The organism is Streptomyces sp. NPDC008238, assembly GCF_042956445.1.
GTDB lineage: Bacteria > Actinomycetota > Actinomycetes > Streptomycetales > Streptomycetaceae > Actinacidiphila.
On record NZ_JBIBGK010000003.1, the window covers coordinates 469,059 to 490,755 of the forward strand.

Annotated in this window: 17 protein-coding genes, 1 tRNA gene and 1 pseudogene; 9 read left to right on the forward strand and 10 right to left on the reverse strand. The window is 68.9% G+C overall.

Annotated features, from left to right (window positions below):
• The first annotated feature begins 311 nt into the window (after positions 1-311).
• Positions 312-620 (forward strand): hypothetical protein, encoded by a 309-nt coding sequence (locus ACFZAU_RS11000; RefSeq protein ID WP_500551900.1) that lies wholly within the window; start codon positions 312-314, stop codon positions 618-620.
• A 191-nt stretch (positions 621-811) separates the two neighbouring features.
• On the opposite strand, the gene ACFZAU_RS11005 is transcribed toward ACFZAU_RS11000, so the two are convergent.
• Together ACFZAU_RS11005 and ACFZAU_RS11010 are read right to left on the reverse strand one after the other, a co-directional pair.
• Positions 812-1,279 carry an SUKH-3 domain-containing protein gene (locus ACFZAU_RS11005; protein WP_500551901.1) on the reverse strand — a complete coding sequence of 156 codons (468 nt, stop codon included), beginning with the start codon at positions 1,277-1,279 and terminating at the stop codon, positions 812-814.
• 1,352 nt (positions 1,280-2,631) lie between these two features.
• Positions 2,632-3,267, reverse strand: a pseudogene (locus tag ACFZAU_RS11010) (transposase); the annotation flags it as partial.
• A gap of 257 nt (positions 3,268-3,524) precedes the next feature.
• Between ACFZAU_RS11010 and ACFZAU_RS11015 the strand changes: the two are divergent.
• On the forward strand, positions 3,525-5,747 hold the full coding sequence (locus ACFZAU_RS11015; RefSeq protein WP_500551902.1) for an FG-GAP repeat domain-containing protein: 2,223 nt from the start codon (positions 3,525-3,527) through the stop codon (positions 5,745-5,747).
• A 675-nt stretch (positions 5,748-6,422) separates the two neighbouring features.
• On the opposite strand, the gene ACFZAU_RS11020 is transcribed toward ACFZAU_RS11015, so the two are convergent.
• From ACFZAU_RS11020 to ACFZAU_RS11030, 3 genes are all read right to left on the reverse strand, one after another.
• Positions 6,423-6,683 carry a hypothetical protein gene (locus tag ACFZAU_RS11020; RefSeq protein ID WP_500551903.1) on the reverse strand — a complete coding sequence of 87 codons (261 nt, stop codon included), beginning with the start codon at positions 6,681-6,683 and terminating at the stop codon, positions 6,423-6,425.
• 69 nt (positions 6,684-6,752) lie between these two features.
• Positions 6,753-6,995 carry a DUF5302 domain-containing protein gene (locus ACFZAU_RS11025; RefSeq protein ID WP_500551904.1) on the reverse strand — a complete coding sequence of 81 codons (243 nt, stop codon included), beginning with the start codon at positions 6,993-6,995 and terminating at the stop codon, positions 6,753-6,755.
• 221 nt (positions 6,996-7,216) lie between these two features.
• Positions 7,217-7,290 (reverse strand) — tRNA-Gly (locus ACFZAU_RS11030).
• A gap of 503 nt (positions 7,291-7,793) precedes the next feature.
• On the opposite strand from ACFZAU_RS11030, the gene dcd reads away from it, so the two are divergent.
• Entirely contained in the window at positions 7,794-8,369 is a 576-nt protein-coding gene (gene dcd / locus ACFZAU_RS11035) for a dCTP deaminase (protein WP_499599546.1), read from the forward strand.
• 4 nt (positions 8,370-8,373) lie between these two features.
• Positions 8,374-8,886 carry a phosphoribosyltransferase gene (locus tag ACFZAU_RS11040; protein WP_500551905.1) on the forward strand — a complete coding sequence of 171 codons (513 nt, stop codon included), beginning with the start codon at positions 8,374-8,376 and terminating at the stop codon, positions 8,884-8,886.
• Between the two features lie 104 nt (positions 8,887-8,990).
• Here the strand turns inward: ACFZAU_RS11040 and ACFZAU_RS11045 are convergent, their stop codons facing one another.
• Complete coding sequence (locus ACFZAU_RS11045) at positions 8,991-9,851, reverse strand: Yip1 family protein (RefSeq protein ID WP_500551906.1); 861 nt, start codon at positions 9,849-9,851, stop codon at positions 8,991-8,993.
• Positions 9,852-10,167: 316 nt separating this feature from the next.
• Here ACFZAU_RS11045 and ACFZAU_RS11050 point away from each other — a divergent pair, with 316 nt between their 5' ends.
• Positions 10,168-10,980 (forward strand): thioredoxin domain-containing protein, encoded by an 813-nt coding sequence (locus ACFZAU_RS11050; RefSeq protein ID WP_500551907.1) that lies wholly within the window; start codon positions 10,168-10,170, stop codon positions 10,978-10,980.
• 119 nt (positions 10,981-11,099) lie between these two features.
• Here ACFZAU_RS11050 and ACFZAU_RS11055 read toward each other — a convergent pair whose 3' ends face one another.
• A complete protein-coding gene (locus tag ACFZAU_RS11055) occupies positions 11,100-13,367 on the reverse strand; it encodes a (Fe-S)-binding protein (protein ID WP_500551908.1) in 2,268 nt (755 codons plus the stop codon).
• 334 nt (positions 13,368-13,701) lie between these two features.
• Here ACFZAU_RS11055 and dnaK point away from each other — a divergent pair, with 334 nt between their 5' ends.
• From dnaK to ACFZAU_RS11075, 4 genes are read left to right on the forward strand one after another with little or no spacing between them, the layout of a single operon-like run.
• Complete coding sequence (dnaK, locus tag ACFZAU_RS11060) at positions 13,702-15,546, forward strand: molecular chaperone DnaK (protein ID WP_499599553.1); 1,845 nt, start codon at positions 13,702-13,704, stop codon at positions 15,544-15,546.
• A complete protein-coding gene (grpE, locus tag ACFZAU_RS11065) occupies positions 15,543-16,214 on the forward strand; it encodes a nucleotide exchange factor GrpE (RefSeq protein ID WP_500551909.1) in 672 nt (223 codons plus the stop codon). The genes dnaK and grpE overlap by 4 nt, the downstream gene beginning before the upstream one ends.
• A gap of 33 nt (positions 16,215-16,247) precedes the next feature.
• Positions 16,248-17,429: a molecular chaperone DnaJ gene (dnaJ, locus tag ACFZAU_RS11070; RefSeq protein WP_500551910.1), complete on the forward strand. Its 1,182-nt coding sequence runs from the start codon at positions 16,248-16,250 to the stop codon at positions 17,427-17,429.
• A 4-nt stretch (positions 17,430-17,433) separates the two neighbouring features.
• Positions 17,434-17,898: a heat shock protein transcriptional repressor HspR gene (locus ACFZAU_RS11075; protein WP_361789985.1), complete on the forward strand. Its 465-nt coding sequence runs from the start codon at positions 17,434-17,436 to the stop codon at positions 17,896-17,898.
• A 7-nt stretch (positions 17,899-17,905) separates the two neighbouring features.
• On the opposite strand, the gene ACFZAU_RS11080 is transcribed toward ACFZAU_RS11075, so the two are convergent.
• Genes ACFZAU_RS11080 through ACFZAU_RS11090 form a run of 3 tightly spaced genes read right to left on the reverse strand, consistent with a single transcriptional unit; the run spans position 17,906 to position 21,686 of the window.
• The gene (locus ACFZAU_RS11080) at positions 17,906-18,451 is read right to left on the reverse strand and encodes a PIN domain-containing protein (protein WP_500551911.1); all 546 of its coding nucleotides are present in this window, start codon (positions 18,449-18,451) and stop codon (positions 17,906-17,908) included.
• Entirely contained in the window at positions 18,448-19,605 is a 1,158-nt protein-coding gene (locus tag ACFZAU_RS11085) for an ImmA/IrrE family metallo-endopeptidase (protein ID WP_500551912.1), read from the reverse strand. The genes ACFZAU_RS11080 and ACFZAU_RS11085 overlap by 4 nt, the downstream gene beginning before the upstream one ends.
• Positions 19,606-19,664: 59 nt before the next feature.
• Positions 19,665-21,686, reverse strand: a complete 2,022-nt coding sequence (locus tag ACFZAU_RS11090) for a PA14 domain-containing protein (RefSeq protein ID WP_500551913.1) — start codon at positions 21,684-21,686, stop codon at positions 19,665-19,667.
• Positions 21,687-21,697: the final 11 nt, after the last annotated feature.

The following is a 21,697-nucleotide window of genomic DNA, read 5'->3' on the forward strand; positions in this document are numbered from 1 at the left end:
ACACTTTCGCCGGAATCGACTTCGCGCCGTTCGCGCGGCTGCACGAAGTAGGTCTAGCTAGAGGGTTTGTTGTGTACGGAACCACAGGACTGTTGACTTACGGTGGATAGCCGCGACAATCCGGACCTTCCTGGTCGTGTGATCCGCCGCCGGCCGGGAAATTTCTTAATCGTTGCCGGAATTCTCTCACTACTTCTCTGTGGAGGGCCGCTGGCCGCAGTCACCTACTTTTTCATGTCTCCATCGATTAGTTTCACACTAGGCCGTTTGATTTAATTCTGAAGGAATTCCAAGTAAATTTGGCGCCCGGAGTGAAGGATGTCTCGTATCGAGACTTCGGAAAATATCAGGGCGACGAGACGGCCTTGAAGTTTTCCACCGACGAAAGTGGGGCGGAGGGCTTCGTGGAGGACATCGAGTCGGGTCAGCACCTGGAAGTCGGCATGAATATGATCACTTCTGATCAAGCAGACAGGGCAGGTTGGAGCATTCCGGAATCTGCCGACTACCGGGGGGCGTTTCTCCATGGAAAGCCGGAGTGCGGTTGTGAATTCACAATTTTGGCAGCGAGTGAAGGGGAAAAGGTGACGGTGTACGTATACGCGCTCAAGGCAGGATAGGCGCGGCGAGTGCGCGGGTTTGGAGGACCAGTCCCGCGCTCAGAGCTTGGGAATCACTGGCCTGGATCGGCGTAATGAGGCTCCGAACTGGGAAGATTCCTCGCCCGGCTGCGGATGCGGCGTGCATTATGGACCCGGGGATGACCGTGGTTGACCGTCCGTTCTGGCATGGATCTGGCACGATGTTCTCTCTAGGGTCGTGTGAAACGCTGGACCTCTCCTGTCAGACAGATCAGCCGATCCAGCGCCTCTTCGAAGGATTCGGCGACCAGCCAGTGCTCCCATTGCGTGTGGCAGACCGTGGTACCGCGTGCTGACACGTAGAGGCCGTCGACGTGCATCAGCGCGACGGGGAAGAACCCCAAGGGGCCGAAGCGGTCATCCAACTCCGTGAGGATCTCCTGTTCGGTCGCCAGGTCGGGGTCGAAGCGGAGCGTGTCGACGTAGAAGTTGGCCCCGTCGAGGCCCACCGGTTCCACGGTGAGCCCGTGCAGCGCTTCAAGGACCGAACGGGCCAGCGGATGCATCGGCAGACCCCAGTCGGCGAACTCGCGAACCTTCCTCGCCATATCCACGTGACGCTCGGGCCACCAGCCGGCATGTTCCAGCATGGCCCGGGTCGCTGCATTCAACCGGTCCGGCTTGAAGACTTCGCCCATAGCTCTTCCCAAGGGGGCCGTCGCTCTGTTCCGCAGGCACCAAGTCATCTCGGTCGCGGGATGAATGCGAGCGTATCCGACAGCGCCTTCGTCCTGGCACAGTCCTTCAGGACCGGGTGTCCCGGACGCTGATCACCGCTTTACAAGTTCGGTCTCGGACCGGCTACGCCCAGGTGGGCGCTGTCGGACCGGCAGCGAGGCGCCCGCCCTTGAATGCCAAGTCCTGCTGTTGTCTGCTGTCGTTGATGTCAACGTTGGATGTCAGAAGCGGTTATGCCGAGTCATCGTTCTGGGACGCCCGTTCGTGCAGTGTCAGTCTGACTTGATGGTTGTGACTCGCATGCCAGATGACCTCGCCTGCGACTGAGGCACCGAGCGCCGGCAGGACAGCTCCGCGTGGCATGGCAGTGATCTCCGCCAGGCCCATGGCGTCAGGGAGCCCGTCCAGACGGATGAAGACACCGAAGGGTTGCCTGCCGACGACTCGTCCCCTCACCACGGTGCCGATTGGAAGCGCCGCGACGGTGGCAAGCCATGAGTCCCGTACGCGTTGCGCCCACTGCTCGTACGGTTCCTCAGGCCACGCATACTCGTCCACGCGGCCGATGATTCCAGACAACCGCTTTAGGAGCGAGGTGGGGCGACGCTTAGCCTGACCTGCGGTTCCTCGTCCGGGGTGGAGTGCGACGTCATGTCCCCTGAGCACCCCGGTTTCCCGTGAGTCCCCGTCCGTTCTGGCACGGGAGTGGCACGGGGCGTGCTGTACGGCAGCGGCTCAATCGATGATTTCGAGGGGGTGAGGCAGGGGTTCCCACACGGTAGCCAGTCGGTAGCAGCCTTCCCGGTCAGCGCAAGATAGAGCCAGTCGCTGAATCCGAGTTCCGTGTCGTGCCAGTCGCCCCAGCCTCGACGGAAGGCGGAGACGGTCCATTGGTCGTTCGCACGGGGCACGAGGAACAGTTGGTCTCCCTCGATCGTATTCCCCCAGAGCAAAGCGCCGTTCGACGTGGGGAGCACCGGGTGAGGCACTTTGGGATTCTCCGCTATGAGATGTCCCATCTGGCTGCTGTAGGGCTGCAGTGACCGTGACCCACAGAGAAGGATGAACTCCGAGATGACGACGTCCCCGTAGGCGCCTGCGATCTCCGTGAAGTCGTCCGGCAGCGTCACCGACCATGAGGATGCGATGTCCTCTATCAAGGGACGCTCTGCGTGTCGGATTGGCGCTCCGAGGACGGAAACGAAGTCCTTGATCGTCTTCAATGCAATCTCCGGATCTCATGACGACTTGGCGCACGCAAGCTACTGAGGTCGGCGTGGAGAGGCTTTGGGCGGGAGTTTCAATGACTGAGTCAAGCCGCTGCGAGCTCTGGTGGGGCTGGGGTGAAGAGCCTGTTGTCGCGTAGGAGTGCCCATAGGACGTCGACTCGTCGTCGGGCGAGGGCGATGATGGCTTGGACGTGTGTCAGTCCTTGGCCGCGCTTCTTGAGGTAGAAGTCCCGGTTGGGTCCCTCGCGCATGGTGCTGGTCTGGGCGGACAGGTAGAACACCCTTCGCAGGCGGCGGCTGTAGGGCTTGGGGCGGTGGAGGTTTCCGGTGCGGCGTCCGGAGTCTCGTGGGACGGGGACGAGGCCGGCGGCGGAAGCGAGATGTCCGGCGTCGGCGAACGAGGCGAGGTCCCCTGCGGCGACGACGAACTCGGCGCCGAGGATGGGTCCCATGCCTGGCAGTGATTCGATGATCTGGGCTTGTGGGTGTGCTCGGAAGGTGTCACGGATCTGTTTGCCGAGTCGCTTGATCCGGTCGTCCAGTGCGAGGATCTGTGCTGCCACGTCGGCAACGATCTGGGCAGCGACGTCCTGGCCGGGTAATGCGGTGTGCTGGGCCTGTGCGGCCTGCCAAGCCGCGGTGGCCACCGTGTCGGCATTGCGCACGCCGCGACCGGCCAGCCAGGTCGTCAGCCGGGGCCTGCCCCGCCGGCGAAGGGCCAGGCGGCCACTCCAGCCGAGTCACCAAGGACAAGCTGCCATCAGCCACATCTGGTTTCCCTGGGCCACCCAACAACTTACGGAGCCGCCATGGGCGATAAGAGAGCCTCCGCCGATTTACCAGCGGTTCGGTACAACCTCGCGGACCGGCCGAATGTCTCACAGCAGCGGCGCATGTTGCGCCTGGTGGCTGTGGGAGGGAACAGACTTTGATCCACGCACGTCCGGGGGCCCGTCGTCGGCTGACGGCGGCTGTCATGACCGTACTCGCCATCACGGCCGGCACTTCGGCTTCCGTACTACTTGCTCCGCCCATGGCGGCGGCAGCTTCCGGCACGACCGCCGACGGTGCCCGGCCCGGTGCCGTGACCTCCGGGCAGACCTCGATTGCCATGCCGTCTGATGGCGAGGTGCTCGGCGTGGGCATGACCGGCTTCCTCACCGTGGTTCGGGGCACCAACCCTCGGTGGACATGGACGCGATTTGCCGACGGCGCAACGACCGACATGAACGGCAAGACCTGGGGCTCATCCTCGGACCTCGTTCTTGTGGAGCAGGGAGACGCCTACGTCCTCCAGGACATGACCGGTGGCGCCGCCCCTGTACGGATCGACCGGAGTGCTCTGAACAGCAGCTACAGCCTGCGCCGGTTCGTCGGCGCTACGCTCGTCATGACGGCCCCCAACGCAGCCGGCGGGACCGATCTACATTTCGTCGACAAAACGGACGGCACACTGCGGGACCGAAAGCTGACGGGTCTGCCGGCGAATGCCACCTTCGCATCCGCCGGCATCGACGCTCCAGCAGGTACGCTGCTCGTCCGCTACACCGTCCCCACAGCCACAACGAGCCGTATTGCCCTGGTGGATGTCGCCACGGGAACCGTGATCGAGACGCGTGACACGCGCAACGACGAGCGTGTGGTGTCCCTTTCCGCATCGGCAACGCGCATTGCTTGGAACGAGTACAGCCGTGAGGCCGGCCGGACCGTCGTTGTCGCTCCACGCGGCGAGGGCGAGCCCGAGCGCATCGGGCTGGGAGGCGACGGCCTCCTCAGGGTCGACCTGCTCGGCGACTGGGTTCTGTACGCCCAGCCGGGGGGCCGCACGGCTGGACACGCTGACCCGCTGTACGCGTTGACCGCGCGCTCCTTGAAGACCGGTGCCACGGTCAAGCTGTTGGACCAGACTCTCCTCGGTGGCATGGCCGCACCCGATGGTTCGCTCGTTGCACAAGGTGGCACCGTGGCGCAGGGCGAAGGCCTGTACCGGATATCCCTCGGTTCCGACGGGATACCGGCCGCCACCATGGTCGCGAGCACCGGCGAGCCGATCGAGGTCACCATTCTGAAGCACACCATTCCCAACGTGATCGACCTCGACCGCGATCGCGGCGTCATCTCCCTGGACACGACGGTCAGCCGCCGCAATACGCGACTGGAGATCGAGCTGACCCACACAGCCTCCCAGCGGCGGTGGACGGCGACGAGGGCCGTCCAGCAGTCCTGGGAGCCCGGTGCCGAGACCATAAAGGTTCCATGGGAGGGCCGATTCAATCTGGTGTCGGGTGAGACGGGGAACTTCGCGGCCGCCTACAACGGCGCTTACACCTGGCGCATCAAGGTGACGCCGCTCAACGGCATCGGTCCCGTGGCGGAGGCCTCCGGGGCCTTCACCGTCGTCCGCAAGCAGGCACCCCACGACTTCAGCGACAACGGCTCTCCGGACCTGCTCGTCGTCGACCCCACGGGCCGCCTCAACCGCCACGACAGCGCCTTCCTCCTCGACATCGATTGGTACCAGTGGCCGTCGGTCTCGGCCGTCGGACCGGGCTGGCAGATCTACGACAGGTTCACGGCCCCCGGAAACCTGGGCGGCACCTCGCACGCCGACATCGTGGCCCGGGACAAGACGGGCGGCCTCTGGATCTACGAGGGCACCGGCACTCGCGACACACCCTTCGCACCGCGCAAGAAGGTCGGACCCGGCTGGCAGATCTACAACAAGATCACCGGGGGGAGTGACCTCAACGCCGACGGCAAGCCCGACCTGCTCGCCACCGACAACGCCGGGGTTCTGTGGCTCTACACGGGCACCGGCAACATCAACGCGCCGTTCTCCCCGCGCAAGAAGATCGGCGGTGGCTGGGGGACCTACAACGAGATCACCGCCGTCGGCAACATCGCCGGAGCGAGCGCCGGTGACCTCGTCGCCCGCGACAAGGACGGCGTTCTCTGGCTCTACCTGGGCAAGGGCGACGGCACTTTTGCGGCCCGGACCAGGATCGGCAGCGGCTGGAACGCGTACAGCCACCTCGTCTCGGTCGGTGACGCCAACCGCGACGGCCGCGCCGACCTCGTCGCCTACGGCGCCGGCCCCGCCTACGTGTACACGAGCACGGGCGACTGGCGGGCACCCTTCGCTCCTCGTCGTAAGACGATGGGAACCTGGCCCAGCGTCAAGAACATCGCTGTCTTCTGACACTCCGAGGCACTTCTCGATCAGCAGCCAGGGCGCCCGTGAGGTTCCCCCGCACAGCGGGGGAACCTCAGTCGGCCGCGAATCGGCCAGACCTCGGCACGGCGTCGTCCCGCGCCGACGGTTGATGATCCCAATTCGCCTCCTACGGACCGCTCCGCAGCGATGACGTCGACAGGGCCCCGTATGGGCGCGACGATGTGGCGCGTGACGGCCGTAGCGGCGCTTTTTGGGACGGGATCGCAGGGTGCGCCGGCGCCGAGCGGACCGCGTCAAGAGGGGCCGGAGGAGTACTGCCGTGCAAGCCAACCGTTGCTGTGGATCCCGAAGGTCCGAAATCGGGTGAGGTTGGTGGAGCGGCTTTGGGCTGGAGCTGCCTTGGCGATGCCCTTGCGGGGGCTGACCGCACGTCGGGCACGACGATGGCCCATCGGGCACAGGAGGGATAAAGAGGCCTGGACAACAAAGAAGCCCCGGGCGGCTCGCCTGGGGCTTTCTGCTGGAGCGGGTGACGGGAATCGAACCCGCGCTCTGAGCTTGGGAATCACCGCGCTTCTGGGTCTCGACTGCGGCCTGATCAGCGAGAACGGGTGCCAAGGTGTAGCGGTGGACTCTCCCCGTCGCCTGCTGTTGACCGTGGCTTACCGCTCCTTCGCGCACGGATCGGGCACGGGGCCCTCAGCCCCCGCAGCGGCTTCGTAGGTCCGTCGTGACCGGCGACATGATGCCCATTGCCCGCTGCGGAGGCGTATCCGCCAACGGCATCTCCAGTTGGGGATCACAGGCAGTCAGGCAAGTCTCCTTCTCCATGATCACGGAGAGAGCAAAGAGCTTGCCGAGCACCGTTGCAGCACCGTCGCCGACGTGCCAGTAGGGCACCGTGATGCTGACCTCGTGACCGAACGCTGACAGGTCGATACTGGTGCCGGAGTGGCTCACGGTCAGGTGGTGGGCGCCGGGTGAGCATCCAGTGGCTGAAGGCCGTGTAACGCCACCGAAAACGACCTCTCAGCCGCCGCTCTTGCGTCGGAACGACCGCTGGCTGGCAGTCGGGCCGTGCCCGCCGCGGACCTTCGACGCGTCGGTGTTCGCAGCGAGGGCCGTGGCTTCCGCCTGCATACCGCGTTTGCGCGCCAGGGCCTCCCGAAACTTGGCCTTCAGGTCATACTGGCCGTCCTCGTCAGGCGCCAGGGCAGGGCTCTCGGCGTTAGCCGGCTCGGAACCTTCTTGCGATGGAGACGCTGCAGTCATGGTGACCTCCTGGACTCGGGCAGTGGGAAGCACAGCTTGTCATGCGGGCCACCTTGCGGGGAGCCCCGCGGCCGGCTGGCGCAAGCTGTCATGCGTCAGCGGCTGTCGGCTTGGTTGAACACCATGGCGGCGGAGCGGGTTTGGCCGGTGGCCTGCCTGGGCTGGGGCCGCCATGTCCAGACAACCAAGAAGCCCCGGGCGGCTCGCCTGGGGCTTTCTGCTGGAGCGGGTGACGGGAATCGAACCCGCGCTCTGAGCTTGGGAAGCTCATGTTCTACCATTAAACTACACCCGCGTAAGACACCTGTTGAGGTATCTGACCTCGCACACTGTACCCCATGCCCGGCCCCGGAGGCATACCTCCGGGGCCTTCGTGTTGGCTCCGGAAAGGTGTGCGCGGGGAGGTGTGGGGGGCGTACGGTGAGGGCTGCCCGAGGTGCCGGAGTGGGCGGAGTGCCGCGTGAGGCGGGGGTGGGTTCATCCCCTAATGTGGCTTTCGTCGTTGAGGTACCGGGGAGAAGGGCAGCGATGGATCGCACCGTCGTTCGTTGTGCCGAAGGGCACGTATTCAGCACCGCTACGTTTCCGATGCAGAATCTGGGCGCCGGAAGGCTCGGCCCCGGGCGGTTGATCAGGTGTCCACGGTGTGCGCGGCTGCGGAGCGCCGTCCCCGTGGCGGCCGACATCGGCAAGTAGCGGTCGCGCAGGTCCGGACGCGCAGGTCGGACGTGACGTGGGGGCTCCGGGCCGGGTCGGCTCGATTCGGCCCGGAGCCCCGTCCCCGCGTAACCTGCTTGCGTGCTTCTCTCTGACAAGGACATCCGGACCGAGATCGACAACGGGCGGGTCGGCATCGACCCGTACGACCCGTCGATGGTGCAGCCGTCGAGCATCGACGTCCGGCTGGACCGCTTCTTCCGGGTGTTCGAGAACCACCGCTACCCGCACATCGACCCGGCCGTCGAGCAGCCGGACCTGACGCGGCTGGTGGAGCCGGAGGGGGATGACGCGTTCATCCTCCACCCCGGGGAGTTCGTGCTGGCCTCGACGTACGAGGTGATCTCCCTGCCGGACGACATCGCCTCCCGCCTGGAGGGCAAGTCGAGCCTCGGCCGGCTGGGGCTGCTGACGCACTCGACCGCGGGCTTCATCGACCCCGGTTTCTCCGGCCACGTGACGCTGGAGCTGTCGAACGTCGCCACGCTGCCGATCAAGCTCTGGCCGGGCATGAAGATCGGGCAGCTCTGCCTGTTCCGCCTGACCTCGGCGGCGGAGTTCCCGTACGGCTCGGACAAGTACGGCTCGCGGTACCAGGGGCAGCGGGGGCCGACGCCGTCGCGTTCCTACCTCAACTTCCACCGGACGCAGGTCTGAGCGTATGGCCGGGCCGGCGCGGGAGAACCTGACGTACGAGGCCTTCGGGCAGGCGGTGCGGGACCTGGCCCAGGCGGTCGCCGACGACGGCTTCGAGCCGGACGTGGTGCTGTCCATCGCCCGCGGCGGGGTTTTCGTGGCCGGCGGGCTCGCGTACGCCCTGGACTGCAAGAACATCCACCTGGTGAACGTCGAGTTCTACACCGGGGTGGGGACGACGCTCGAGATGCCGGTGATGCTGGCCCCGGTGCCGAACGTGATCGACTTCTCCGACAAGAAGGTCCTGATCGCGGACGACGTCGCCGACACGGGCAAGACGCTCAAGCTCGTCCGGGACTTCTGCGCCGACCACGTCGCGGAGGTGCGCAGCGCGGTGATCTACGAGAAGTCGCAGTCGCTCGTGAAGTGCGACTACGTCTGGCGGCGCACCGACGACTGGATCAACTTTCCCTGGAGCGTGCTGCCGCCGGTGCGCAAGGCAGGGGAGCCCCTCACGCCGTCCAAGGACGCGCTCTGAGTCATGGCACGCGGCTGACGCCGCAGCCGGCCGCGGGCACCGCACCACATATGTAAGGGGCGCCCCTCCAGGGGGGCGCCCCTTACGCGTGCGTGTCGCGGGCCTCAGATCACCGGCAGCTTGAAGAGCACCAGCAGCGCGATCAGCTGGATCGACGCCGCGCCCAGGGCCTTGGGCCACGGAAGGTCGTGGGACTTGGAGACCATGGAGGTCAGCAGGGCGGCGCAGCCGATCCAGGTGGCCCAGCCGAGGAACTGGACGAAGCTGTTGGCGCTGCCCAGGAAGACGGCGAAGGCCAGTCGGGGGGCGTCCGTCAGGGAGGTGATGAGCATCGCCATGCCGACGGTGGGCGCCCAGGCGCCGTCGCCGCCGAGCTGGCGGGCGAGCGCGTTGGTGACGGCACCGAGCATCAGGCCGCACAGGATGACGGCGATGGCCGTGCACACCACCCAGGGGACGCTGTTGGAGAGGGTGGCGTCGAGCACGTCCTCGCGGGCGGTGTCGAAGCCGAAGACGGCGAGCAGCCCGTAGAGGAAGGTGACGATGAGGGCGGGGACCCACACCTGGTAGTCGCGCATCTGCCAGAAGGTGGCGGACGGGCGCATGACGACACCGCTCAGCAGCTGCTTCCAGCCGAGCCGGGGGCCGGCCGGGGGCGCCGTGGTGTGGCCCGCGCGGTAGGTGGACACCTGGTCCGGCTGCGGGGACTGCTGCTCGTAGGGGTCGTAGGTGTCGGGCGCGTCGCCGATGGAGAAGGCGCGGGTGTGCCCGGGGTTGTCGTCGTACGAGGGTGCCGGCGCCGCGGAGCCGAAGTACTCGGGCTCACCCTCGGCGGCCGGCGCGAAGCCGTGGTGGGGCTGCTGCTGCCCGCCCGGCGAGGTGTTCTGCTGCGGGTAGCCGCCGTACTGCTGATGCGGGTGCTGCACGTCCCCGTCCCGTCCGCGTCCGTTCCTGAATCCAGCCACGGTTCGAACGTACCCGGTCCCGGGGGCGGAGGACGGTGCCCCCCGCCCCCGGAGGGGGTTTGCTGCCAAGCTGTGACAGATTCCACACCCGCGCGGGCGGGGGGTCGCCCTGGTGGGGAGGCGGGCCGCGGGCGTTCCGTTGCCGCGCTCGGCGCCGAACCGGAGGCTGCCGTCGCGGCCGCTGTCCGTGTCCTCACCGGTGGTGCGGGGCCGGGTACGCGGACGGATCGCGGGGCCCGGGCGCGCGGTTGGGCACGGGGGCCCGCGAAGCCCTACCGTTCGGGGCGGAACGGATCCGAAGGGACGGGAAGTGCCGATGGTTGTCAGGGCCGTACGGAATGCCGCGCGCGGGACCGCGCGCACCTCAGCGCGTGCGGCGGCGGCCGCGGCCGCCGCGGGGTTGCTGAGCCTGGCGGTGACCGGGTGCGGGCTGCTGACCACCGACTCCGGTTCCCCGGACGCGCCGGCCGCCGCGAGCTCGCCCGCCGCGTCCTCCTCCGCCGTGGGCGACGTGCCGGTCCAGCCGGACCCCGCGGTGCTGGCGGCGCTGCCCGCGCGTCTGGAGGCGGACGGGACGACGATCACGGTGGGCGACCCGGCGGCGCCGAAGACCGTCCACGTCTACGAGGACCCGCGCTGCCCGATCTGCAAGGCGTTCGAGGCGGCCGCCGGGCCGCAGCTGGCGGCGCTGGCGAAGTCCGGTGACGTGAAGGTGCAGTACACCCTGGCCTCGTTCCTGGACGGGAACCTCAAGGGCAGCGGTTCGAAGCGGGCCGCGGGCGCCCTGCGCGCGTCCGTGGAGGCGGGCCCGGGCGCCTTCGCGACCTACCACGAGCTGCTCTACGCCAACCAGCCGCAGGAGCAGGTGGACGGGTTCACGGACGCGTACCTGCTGGAACTCGCCGGCAAGGTGAAGGGCCTGCGCGGGGCGGCCTTCGACTCGGCGGTGCGGGAGCAGTCGTACGCGGACTTCGTGACCGCCTCCGAGGAGGCCTTCGTCAAGAGCGGCGCCACGGGTACGCCGTATGTGAAGATCGACGGCACGGCGGTGTCCCAGGCGGACCTGCAGAAGCTGTTCGACCCCGTCTCCTTCGCAGCGTTGCTGCGGCAGTCCGGCATCGGCGGCTGAGGGCGCCGGGAGCCGCACGGAACGCCGGTGGGCGCGTACGGGGTCCGTACGCGCCCACCGGCGTTCGGGCGTCCGTCCGCGGCCGGTCCGGGCGGGGCACCCGGACCGCACCGGGCGGGCTACTTCGCGGGCTCCGGCTGCGGCTCGCCGGCCGCCTCCGGCTCGCCGTCGGGGTCGAGCGGGGTCTTGACCGAGTCCAGCAGCAGCTGGGAGACGTCGACGACCTGCAGCGTCTCCTTGGCCTTGCCCTCGTTCTTCCTGCCGTTGACGGAGTCGGAGAGCATCACCAGGCAGAACGGGCAGGCGGTGGAGACGATGTCCGGGTTCAGCGACAGCGCCTCGTCCACGCGCTCGTTGTTGATGCGCTTGCCGATCCGCTCCTCCATCCACATGCGCGCGCCGCCGGCGCCGCAGCAGAAGCCGCGCTCCTTGTGGCGGTGCATCTCCTCGTTCCGCAGACCCGGCACCTTGGCGATGATCTCGCGCGGCGGCGTGTAGACCTTGTTGTGGCGGCCGAGGTAGCAGGGGTCGTGGTAGGTGATGATGCCCTCGACCGGGGTGACGGGGACGAGCTTGCCCTCGTCGACCAGGTGCTGCAGCAGCTGGGTGTGGTGGATGACCTCGTACTCGCCGCCGAGCTGCGGGTACTCGTTCGCCAGGGTGTTGAAGCAGTGCGGGCAGGTGGCGACGATCTTCTTCTGCGCCTTGGGCTTGCGGGTCGACTCGTCCTCGTCGTCCTCGCCGAAGGCCATGTTCAGCATGGCGACGTTCTCGGCGCCGAGCTGCTGGAACAGGAACTCGTTGCCCAGGCGGCGGGCGGAGTCACCGGTGCAGTTCTCCTCGCCGCCCATGATCGCGAACTTGACGCCCGCGATGTTCAGCAGTTCGGCGAAGGCCTTGGTGGTCTTCTTGGCGCGGTCCTCCAGGGAGCCGGCGCAGCCGACCCAGTAGAGGTACTCGACCTCGGTGAGGTCCTCGATGTCCTCGCCCACGACGGGGACCTCGAAGTCGACCTCCTTGACCCACGCCAGGCGCTGCTTCTTGGGCAGGCCCCAGGGGTTGCCCTTCTTCTCCAGGTTCTTGAGCATCGTGCCCGCCTCGGACGGGAACGCGGACTCGATCATCACCTGGTAGCGGCGCATGTCGACGATGTGGTCGATGTGCTCGATGTCCACCGGGCACTGCTCGACGCAGGCGCCGCAGGTGGTGCAGGACCACAGGACGTCCGGGTCGATGACGCCGTTCTCCTCGGCGGTGCCGATCAGCGGGCGCTCGGCCTCGGCGAGGGCCGCGGGAGGGACGGCTGCGAGTTGTTCATCGGATGCCTTCTCCTCGCCCTCCATGCTCTTGCCGCCGCCGGCCAGCAGGTAGGGCGCCTTAGCGTGCGCGTGGTCGCGCAGCGACATGATCAGCAGCTTGGGGGAGAGCGGCTTGCCGGTGTTCCAGGCGGGGCACTGCGACTGGCAGCGGCCGCACTCGGTGCAGGTGGAGAAGTCGAGGATGCCCTTCCAGGAGAACTGCTCCACCTGGCTGACGCCGAAGACGTCGTCCTCGCCCGGGTCCTCGAAGTCGATCGGCTTGCCGCCGGAGGCCATCGGCAGCAGGGCGCCGAGCGCCACGGCGCCGTCGGCGTTCCGCTTGAACCAGATGTTCGGGAAGGCCAGGAAGCGGTGCCAGGCGACGCCCATGTCGGTCCTGAGGCCGACCGTGATCATCCAGATGAACGAGGTCCCGATCTTGATCATCGCGGTCAGGTAGACCAGGTTCTGCAGCGTGCCGACGCCCAGCCCCCTGAAGGCCGCGACCAGCGGGTACGAGGCGAAGTAGGCGGCCTCGTAGCCGTGCACCTCCGCGAGGGCGCCCTCCAGGCCGCGCAGCGTCATGATGGCGAGGCCGATGATGAGGATGACGGACTCGACGAAGTAGGCCTGGCCGGTGTTGGAGCCCGCGAAGCGGGACTTGCGGCCGGCCCGGCCCGGCCGGGACAGCTGGCGGATCGTGATCAGGGTGAGGATGCCGAGCGTGGTCATCAGGCCGATGAACTCGACGAACACCTCGTACGGCAGCCAGTGGCCGATGACTGGCAGCGCCCAGTCGGCGACGAACAGCTGGCCGAAGGCGTTCACCAGGGTGAGCACGAGCGAGAAGAAGCCGATGGCGACGAACCAGTGGGCGACGCCGACCACGCCCCAGCGGTTCATGCGGGTGTGGCCGAGGAACTCCCGGACGACCGTGACGGTGCGTGCGCGCCAGTCGTCCGTGCGGGTGCCCGCGGGGACGTCCTGGCCGAGTCGTACGAACCGGTAGATCTGGGCGATGGCGCGGCTGAACAGCGCAACGCCGACCACGGCGAGTACCAGCGACACGATGATCGCGGCGAGTTGCATTTCGGGGCTCCTCGGACCTGCGAGAGCGGAGGCTCGGGGCTGATGCCCGGCTGAATACTAAGCAGTAACTTATTCGGTTCTCCTGAGACTACCCAGTATCGGCGTACGTGCGCAGCCGCGCCGCCGGTGATCTGTGTCGCTGAGGGGCGCCTTCCCCCGGCGTCCCGCGGCCCCCCGAGGGTCGGGCGCCGCCGCGGTCGCTCGCCGTGGCCGCCCGTGCGCGGAGGGCTGGCGCATAAGTTGAGTCGCCACGACTCAGGTCTGTTGACAGAGTGGGAGCTGTGCGGCACCCTTGAGCCAGTTCCACTCAAGTAGGCAGCTGGAGGAATCCACCATGGCACGTGCGGTCGGCATCGACCTGGGCACGACTAACTCCGTCGTCAGCGTTCTCGAAGGCGGCGAGCCCACCGTCATCACCAACGCCGAGGGTGCCAGGACCACGCCGTCCGTCGTCGCCTTCGCCAAGAACGGCGAGGTGCTCGTCGGCGAGGTCGCCAAGCGCCAGGCCGTCACCAACGTCGACAGGACCGTCCGGTCGGTCAAGCGCCACATGGGCACCGACTGGAAGATCAACCTGGACGGCAAGGACTTCAACCCGCAGCAGATGAGCGCCTTCATCCTGCAGAAGCTGAAGCGTGACGCCGAGGCCTACCTGGGCGAGAAGGTGACCGACGCGGTCATCACCGTCCCGGCGTACTTCAACGACTCGGAGCGCCAGGCCACCAAGGAGGCCGGCGAGATCGCGGGCCTGAACGTCCTGCGCATCGTCAACGAGCCCACGGCCGCCGCCCTGGCGTACGGCCTGGACAAGGACGACCAGACCATCCTCGTCTTCGACCTCGGTGGCGGCACCTTCGACGTCTCGCTGCTGGAGATCGGCGACGGCGTCGTCGAGGTGAAGGCCACCAACGGCGACAACCACCTCGGTGGTGACGACTGGGACCAGCGCATCGTCGACTACCTGGTGAAGCAGTTCGCCTCGGGTCACGGCGTGGACCTGTCCAAGGACAAGATGGCGCTGCAGCGTCTGCGCGAGGCCGCCGAGAAGGCGAAGATCGAGCTGTCCTCGTCCACCGAGACCTCGATCAACCTGCCCTACATCACGGCGTCCGCCGAGGGCCCGCTGCACCTGGACGAGAAGCTCACCCGCGCCCAGTTCCAGCAGCTCTCCTCGGACCTGCTGGAGCGCTGCAAGATCCCGTTCCACAACGTGATCAAGGACGCGGGCATCCAGCTCTCCGAGATCGACCACGTCGTCCTCGTCGGCGGCTCGACCCGCATGCCGGCCGTCGCCGAGCTCGTCAAGGAGCTGACCGGCGGTCAGGACGCCAACAAGGGCGTCAACCCGGACGAGGTCGTCGCCATCGGCGCCGCGCTCCAGGCCGGTGTCCTCAAGGGCGAGGTCAAGGACGTCCTGCTCCTCGACGTCACCCCGCTGTCCCTCGGCATCGAGACCAAGGGCGGCATCATGACCAAGCTGATCGAGCGCAACACCACGATCCCGACCAAGCGTTCGGAGATCTTCACCACGGCCGAGGACAACCAGCCGTCGGTGCAGATCCAGGTCTACCAGGGTGAGCGCGAGATCGCGGCGTACAACAAGAAGCTCGGCATGTTCGAGCTGACGGGCCTGCCGCCGGCCCCGCGCGGCATCCCGCAGATCGAGGTCGCCTTCGACATCGACGCCAACGGCATCATGCACGTCTCCGCCAAGGACCTCGGTACCGGCAAGGAGCAGCGCATGACCGTCACCGGTGGCTCCGCGCTGCCGAAGGACGACATCGACCGCATGATGCGCGAGGCCGAGCAGTACGCGGACGAGGACCACAAGCGCCGCGAGTCCGCCGAGACCCGCAACCAGGCCGAGGGGCTCGTCTACCAGACCGAGAAGTTCCTCAAGGACAACGAGGACAAGGTCCCCGGTGACGTCAAGACCGAGGTCGAGGCGGCTGTCGAGGACCTCAAGGAGAAGCTGAAGGGCGAGGACTCCGCCGCCATCCGTGAGGCCACCGAGAAGGTCGCCGCCACCTCGCAGAAGCTGGGCCAGGCGCTGTACGCCAACGCCCAGGCCGAGGGCGGCGCGGCCGGTGCCGCCGGTGCCGCGGGCGGGGCCCAGGCCGACGACGACGTCGTCGACGCCGAGATCGTCGACGAGGACAAGAAGGACGGTGCCGCGTGACGGAGGAGACCCCGGGCTTCGAAGAGGAGCCTGTCGTCCCCTCTGCCGAGGCCGGTTCCACCTCGCCGGGGGAGTCCCCCGGCGAGGCGGGGCCCGGCGCCGGGTCCGCCGACCAGGCGGGCCCGGCGGCCCCGGCCGGGGACGCGAACACAGGTGTCGCTCTGCAGGCGCAGCTGGACCAGGTACGTACGGCGCTCGGTGAGCGCACGGCGGACCTCCAGCGGCTCCAGGCGGAGTACCAGAACTACCGCCGCCGGGTGGAGCGGGACCGGGTCGCGGTCCGCGAGATCGCGATCGCGAACCTGCTCACCGAGCTGCTCCCGGTGCTCGACGACATCGGCCGGGCCCGGGACCACAAGGAGCTGGTCGGCGGGTTCAAGTCGGTCGGCGAGTCCCTGGAGACGGTCGCGGCCAAGTTGGGCCTGCAGCAGTTCGGCAAGGAGGGCGAGCCCTTCGACCCGCTGGTGCACGAGGCCCTGATGCACAGTTACTCGCCGGACGTCACTCAGACGACCTGCGTGCAGATCCTGCAGCCCGGGTATCGCATCGGTGAACGCACCATCCGCCCCGCGCGGGTGGCCGTCGCCGAGCCCCAGCCGGGCTCGCAGGGCACGCAGAAGGACGACGACACGGCGGACGAGGAGAACGGTGGCCCGGAGCAGGGCTGACGTGGGTGGCGGACGGAAGGAGGGACGCCGGGGATGAGCATCAGCAGGGACCTGTTCGAGAAGGACCTCTACAAGGTCCTCGGCGTCCCGAAGGACGCCACCGAGGCGGAGATCAAGAAGGCGTACCGGAAGCTCGCCCGCGAGTTCCACCCGGACGCCAACAAGGGCGACGCCAAGGCCGAGGAGCGCTTCAAGGAGATCTCCGAGGCCAATGACGTCCTGTCGGACCCCAAGCGCCGCAAGGAGTACGACGAGGGCCGCGCCCTCTTCGGCAACGGCGGCTTCCGCCCCGGCCCGGCCGGCGCGGGCGGGTTCGGCTTCGACCTCGGTGACCTCTTCGGCGGTGGCCCCGGCGGCACCGCCCCCCAGGGCGGCGGCTTCGGCGGCGGCCTCGGCGACGTGTTCGGCGGGCTGTTCAACCGCGGTGCGGGAGGCACGACCCGTACGCAGCCGCGGCGCGGCCAGGACATCGAGACCGAGGTGACGCTCAAGTTCACCGAGGCCGTCGACGGCGCCACGGTGCCGCTCAAGATGACCAGCCAGGCCCCCTGCAAGGCCTGCTCCGGCACCGGTGACAAGAACGGCACGCCCCGGGTGTGCCCGACCTGCGTCGGCACCGGCCAGGTCTCGCGCGGCGGCAGCGGCAGCTTCTCGCTCACCGACCCGTGCACGGACTGCAAGGGCCGCGGCCTGATCGCGCAGGACCCCTGCGAGGTCTGCGGCGGCAGCGGCCGGGCCCGGTCGGCGCGCACCATGCAGGTGCGCATCCCGGCCGGCGTCACCGACGGGCAGCGCATCCGGCTGCGCGGCAAGGGCGCGCCGGGCGAGCGCGGCGGCCCGGGCGGCGACCTGTACGTCACCGTGCACGTCGACGCGCACCCGGTGTTCGGGCGCAAGGCCGACAACCTCACCGTCACCGTGCCCGTCACCTTCGTGGAGGCGGCGCTGGGCGGGGAGATCAAGGTCCCGACGCTCGGCGGTCCCCCCGTGACCCTGAAGCTGCCCCCGGGGACGCCCAACGGGCGTACGCTGCGGGCCCGCGGCAAGGGCGCGGTCCGCAAGGACGGCACCCGCGGGGACCTGCTGGTCTCGATCGAGGTCGCCGTCCCGGCGGCCACCGAGGGCAAGGCGCTGGACGCCTTGGAGGCGTACCGGGAGGCGACCGCGGACACCGACCCGCGGGAAGAGCTGTTCAAGGCCGCGAGGGGAGTCTGAGCCGATGAACACGAGCGGCGGCATGCGTGGCGGACGGGGCCGCAACCCGTACGAGCTGACCGACGAATCACCCGTCTACGTCATCTCGGTGGCGGCCCAGCTCTCCGGGCTGCACCCCCAGACGCTGCGCCAGTACGACCGCCTCGGCCTGGTCTCGCCCGACCGCACGGCCGGGCGCGGCCGTCGTTATTCGGCTCGTGACATCGAACTCCTGCGCGAGGTCCAGCGGCTCTCCCAGGACGAGGGCATCAACCTGGCCGGCATCAAGCGCATCATCGAACTGGAGAACCAGGTGGCGGCCCTGCAGTCGCGGGTCGCCGAGCTCTCCGCGGCCCTCGAGGGCGCGGCGGCAGCCATGCAGCAGCGCGAGGCCGCCGTCCACGCCTCCTACCGGCGTGACCTGGTGCCCTACCAGGACGTCCAGCAGACCTCCGCGCTGGTGGTGTGGCGGCCCAAGCGGCCGGAATGAGCCGGGTCTAGGCCCCCGTCAGGTCCTCGGGACCCCGCGAGACGCGGTGCAGACGGCGCCCGGAGGCGACCATCGCCTCCAGCAGCCGGTGGCCCTCCGCCGCGGGGACGAGCCCCTCGGCGCAGGCCTGACGCATCAGGTCGAAGGTCTCCTTGGTGGTGATCCCGCCCCGCCGCGCGAAGTCGCGGGCCGAGCGGTCGTCGGTGATCCAGACCGAGCCCCGGAACTCGCGCCGCCGGGTGATCAGCACACAGGTCTCGGCCTCGCCGAGGTGCTTGGTCGGCAGGTGGGACGAGCCGCCGAAGACCGCCCGGCGCAGCCGGTCCACCTCCCGCAGTTCGGCGCCCTCGGTGATCTCCACGGGCTCGCCGAGCCACCCGGCCCCCGCCAGCCCGGCCAGCCGCGGCAGGAAGCGCGCGGAGCGGGCGGCCTCCCAGGCCACGGCCTGGGTCCAGCGTCCGCGGCCGTCCAGCACCTTCTCCAGCAGGAGCAGCCGGTCGACGGCGGCGAAGTTGCACAGCACGGTGTTGTCGGGGAACCACCACGTGGTCATGGCTGGAAGACCAGGTCCCCTTCTTCCGCGTCCTGGTGCTCGACGCCGTTGCCCGGCGGCGGTTCGGGCGCGAGGAGTCCGTGCAGCCGCTCCACGTCGGTGTCCAGCAGCGCGGCCAGCGGGCGCAGGGTCGTCTCCCCCGCCAGGTAGGCCTTGTACAACTCCGAGGCGACACGGGGCGGGAAGCGTTCCGCCGAGGCCCGCGAGGCCTGCTTCTGGTACGCGTCGCCGGCGCCCGCGAGCAGGTGGCAGGACTCCGTGGTGAGGGCGCGCAGCTGCTTGCGGCGTACGGCGTCGACCAGGCCGAGTTGGTGCAGCCGCGCGGCGAGCGCGCTCGGTGACACGCGGAAGCGGACGACCAGCCGCTCGAAGGACGGGTCCGTCAGCTCGCCCTCCGCGGCGGCGGCCTCGGTCAACTGCCGCGCGGGCATCAGCAGGTGCGAGGCGAAGACGTTGGCCCGCACCTCGGCCAGGTCCTTCTGCCGGCCCGGGGCGACGCGGGACTCGACCACGACACTGCGGGCGTCCCTGGCGAGGATGTGGCAGAGCTCGTGGGCCAGGGTGAAGCGCTGCCGCGTCCACAGGTCGGTGGGCGCGAGGAGGACGAGGCGGAAGGAGTCGGCCTGCCACGCGAGTCCGTCCACACCCTGGGGAAGACCGGTGATGGCGACGTCCACCCCGAAGAGGTCCTCCATCGCGGCGATCAGCTCGTCCGTGGCCAGCTCGGCGGCCGGCAGCCGCTCCAGCACCTGCCCGGCCAGCCGCTCGCCCTGCGCCGCGTACCGCTCCGCCGCCGCGTCCACCTGCGGCACGGCGGGCAGCTCCCTTGCGCGGCCCAGCAGCTCCAGCACCTCGTAGGCGCCGGCGAACCGCGCCGCGACCTCCTGCGCCCCGGCGGGGTCGGCGGCGGCGTCGCCCCGGGTACGGGCGGCGAGCGCGGGGCGCAGCGGCTCGTTGCCGGTCAGTAGCCAGTCCACGGTCGTGCCGCCCGCCTCCGCGATCAGCGCCAGGTCGAGCGAGGTGAGGCGGCGCACGCCGCTCAGGGACTTCGACAGCTTGTCGGGCGTGAGCCCGACCGTCCGGGCGAACGCGGCCTTGGTCATCGCGGCCGCGTCCATCACGGTGCGTACACGTTCGATGACATGCGGGTCCATGGAGAAAGGGTAGGCGGGCCTTGCGATAATCGCAAGGCCCGCCCGGTGTTGCGGAGGTGCTACGGCAGCAGGATGACGTGGTCGCCGCCCGGCTGCGACTCCGTGCCGTCCGCGTAGAGCGCGGTCACCCGGTAGAAGTGGGTGGTACCGCGGGTGGCGGTGGTGTCGGTCCAGGAGGTGCCGGTCACGGCCTCCGCGGTGAGCACCTGGTACTCGCCGGCCTCCCGGTTCCAGCGCTCGACGCGGTAACCGACGGCCGCCGTCACGGGCTCCCACGACAGATCGACCCCGCCGTCGGTGCCCTTGGCCTGCACGGTGACGGGCGAGTCGTCCGGGGTGGCGACGGACGGGGTGAGGTCGAGTTCGGTGAAGGTCACCACATCGGCCTCATGGGTGGACTTGAAGCGGGAGTTGCCCCACGTGTCCACGACGTCGACGAAGTAGCAGGCCGTTTCGCCGTCGGGCAGCCGGGCGCCGAGGTACTCGGTGGCGTCCGGTTCCAGCTCGGTCGACTCGACGCCGTAGCAGACCGGCTCCTCCAGGTCCTCGAGCAGTTCACCGCGGTAGACGATGTACCGGGCCAGGTCCGGCTCGGTGTTGGGGTTCCAGTCGAGCCGCACCCCGTACTCGGTCGCCTCGGCGGTGAGTCCGGTGACCGCGGCCGGGGGTTCCTCGTCGCCGGGGACGGTGAAGGTCACCTCGTCGGAGGGGAGCGAAGCGACGCCGTCGGCGGTCTGGGTGACGGCGTAGTGGTACGTCACGCCGCGGTGCAGGAACATGCCGTTGTCGGTACAGCTGTACCGGGCGGGGTCCGAGCCGAGGTTGCCCTCGCGGTCGACCGTGCAGCCGACGGGGGTCGCGGTGGCCGGGTTCACCGGCGAGGTGGTCGAGCGGTACACCGTGTACGTTCCGACGGCCTGCGCCCTGGGGAGGCTCCACGTCAACTCGACGCCGAGGAGGTCCTTGAGGGGCGTCGCCGCCACCTCACGGGGTGTGTCCGGCCGGAACACCAGCGGGGCGGGGCTCGCGTTCGCCGACCTGGCGGAAGCGTTGCCCGCGGCGTCCTGCGCCGTGACGGCGTAGACGTACGTCGTCTTGGCGGCTGCCGTGGTGTCCGTGTACGACGCGGTCGTCGGCGTGGCGATCTGCGTCCACGGGCCCGCCGCCGACGTCGACCGGTAGACCCGGTACTGCTTGGCGTCCGATACCGCGTTCCAGGTCAGGGCGTAGCCCTTGCCGTCGGCGGTGACCGCTGCCTTCAGGCCGGTCGGCACGGACGGGGCCTGCTCGTCGATCGAGGTGACCGTCACCGCGGACGACATCGCGGAGGCGTTGCCGGCCTTGTCGACGGAGGTGACCGCGTACCCGTACTTCGCCCCCGTGGCGGACGGCAGGTCGCGGAAGGACGTCGAGGTCACGAGCGCGGTGCCGCCGATCCGGGCCCAGGCGCCGGTGCCGGTGCGCCGGTAGACCCGGTACCCGGCGAGGTCCATCTCCGCGCCCTTGGTCCACGCGAGGACGAACGCGTGTCCGCTGGCCGGGGCCTTCAGCCCGGTCGGCGTCAACGGCTTGGTCTTGTCCACCGACGCCGACGTGCGGGGCGCGTACGTGAACTTGACGTTGGCGCTGCCCTTGAACGCGGCGAAGTCGACGCGGAGGCTGTGCCTGCCCTTGGGGATCGTGAGGTTGAGCGTCTTGGTCCGGGTGGTGGAGACGTCCTTCCACAGGTCGATCTTGCGGCTGCCGTCGAGGTAGACGCGGATGCCGTCGCGGGCGGCGGCGGTGAACGTGAAGGGGCCGCCGGAGCCGAAGTCCCGGGTGAGGTTCCAGCGGACGCCGAAGTTGTCCTTCGGCAAGGTGACGCCGGCGGGGTCGCCGGTGCCGTAGTTCTCGTTGATCGAGGTGTCGCAGGCGGTCTTCTTCGGAGTGCCCTTGAAGGTGGTGTTGCCGTAGTACGACGCGACCCACACCCCGGTGGAGCAGGTGGTGGCCGCGTGTGCGGCGCCGGCCGGCAGGGCGAGGCCCGCGGCGGTCGTGGCGAACGCGAGCGCGATGGCGCGGGCGCGTGTGGACGTGGTCAAAGATCCCTCCC

Excerpts from the sequence above, each read along its gene's own strand:
- ACFZAU_RS11005 (WP_500551901.1), bottom strand. The coding sequence starts at position 1,279 with ATGGGCGAAGTCTTCAAGCCGGACCGGTTGAATGCAGCGACCCGGGCC.
- ACFZAU_RS11015 (WP_500551902.1), top strand. The coding sequence starts at position 3,525 with ATGACCGTACTCGCCATCACGGCCGGCACTTCGGCTTCCGTACTACTT.
- ACFZAU_RS11025 (WP_500551904.1), bottom strand. The coding sequence starts at position 6,995 with ATGACTGCAGCGTCTCCATCGCAAGAAGGTTCCGAGCCGGCTAACGCC.
- ACFZAU_RS11040 (WP_500551905.1), top strand. The coding sequence starts at position 8,374 with ATGGCCGGGCCGGCGCGGGAGAACCTGACGTACGAGGCCTTCGGGCAG.
- ACFZAU_RS11050 (WP_500551907.1), top strand. The coding sequence starts at position 10,168 with ATGGTTGTCAGGGCCGTACGGAATGCCGCGCGCGGGACCGCGCGCACC.
- ACFZAU_RS11055 (WP_500551908.1), bottom strand. The coding sequence starts at position 13,367 with ATGCAACTCGCCGCGATCATCGTGTCGCTGGTACTCGCCGTGGTCGGC.
- dnaK (WP_499599553.1), top strand. The coding sequence starts at position 13,702 with ATGGCACGTGCGGTCGGCATCGACCTGGGCACGACTAACTCCGTCGTC.
- dnaJ (WP_500551910.1), top strand. The coding sequence starts at position 16,248 with ATGAGCATCAGCAGGGACCTGTTCGAGAAGGACCTCTACAAGGTCCTC.
- ACFZAU_RS11075 (WP_361789985.1), top strand. The coding sequence starts at position 17,434 with ATGAACACGAGCGGCGGCATGCGTGGCGGACGGGGCCGCAACCCGTAC.
- ACFZAU_RS11080 (WP_500551911.1), bottom strand. The coding sequence starts at position 18,451 with ATGACCACGTGGTGGTTCCCCGACAACACCGTGCTGTGCAACTTCGCC.
- ACFZAU_RS11085 (WP_500551912.1), bottom strand. The coding sequence starts at position 19,605 with ATGGACCCGCATGTCATCGAACGTGTACGCACCGTGATGGACGCGGCC.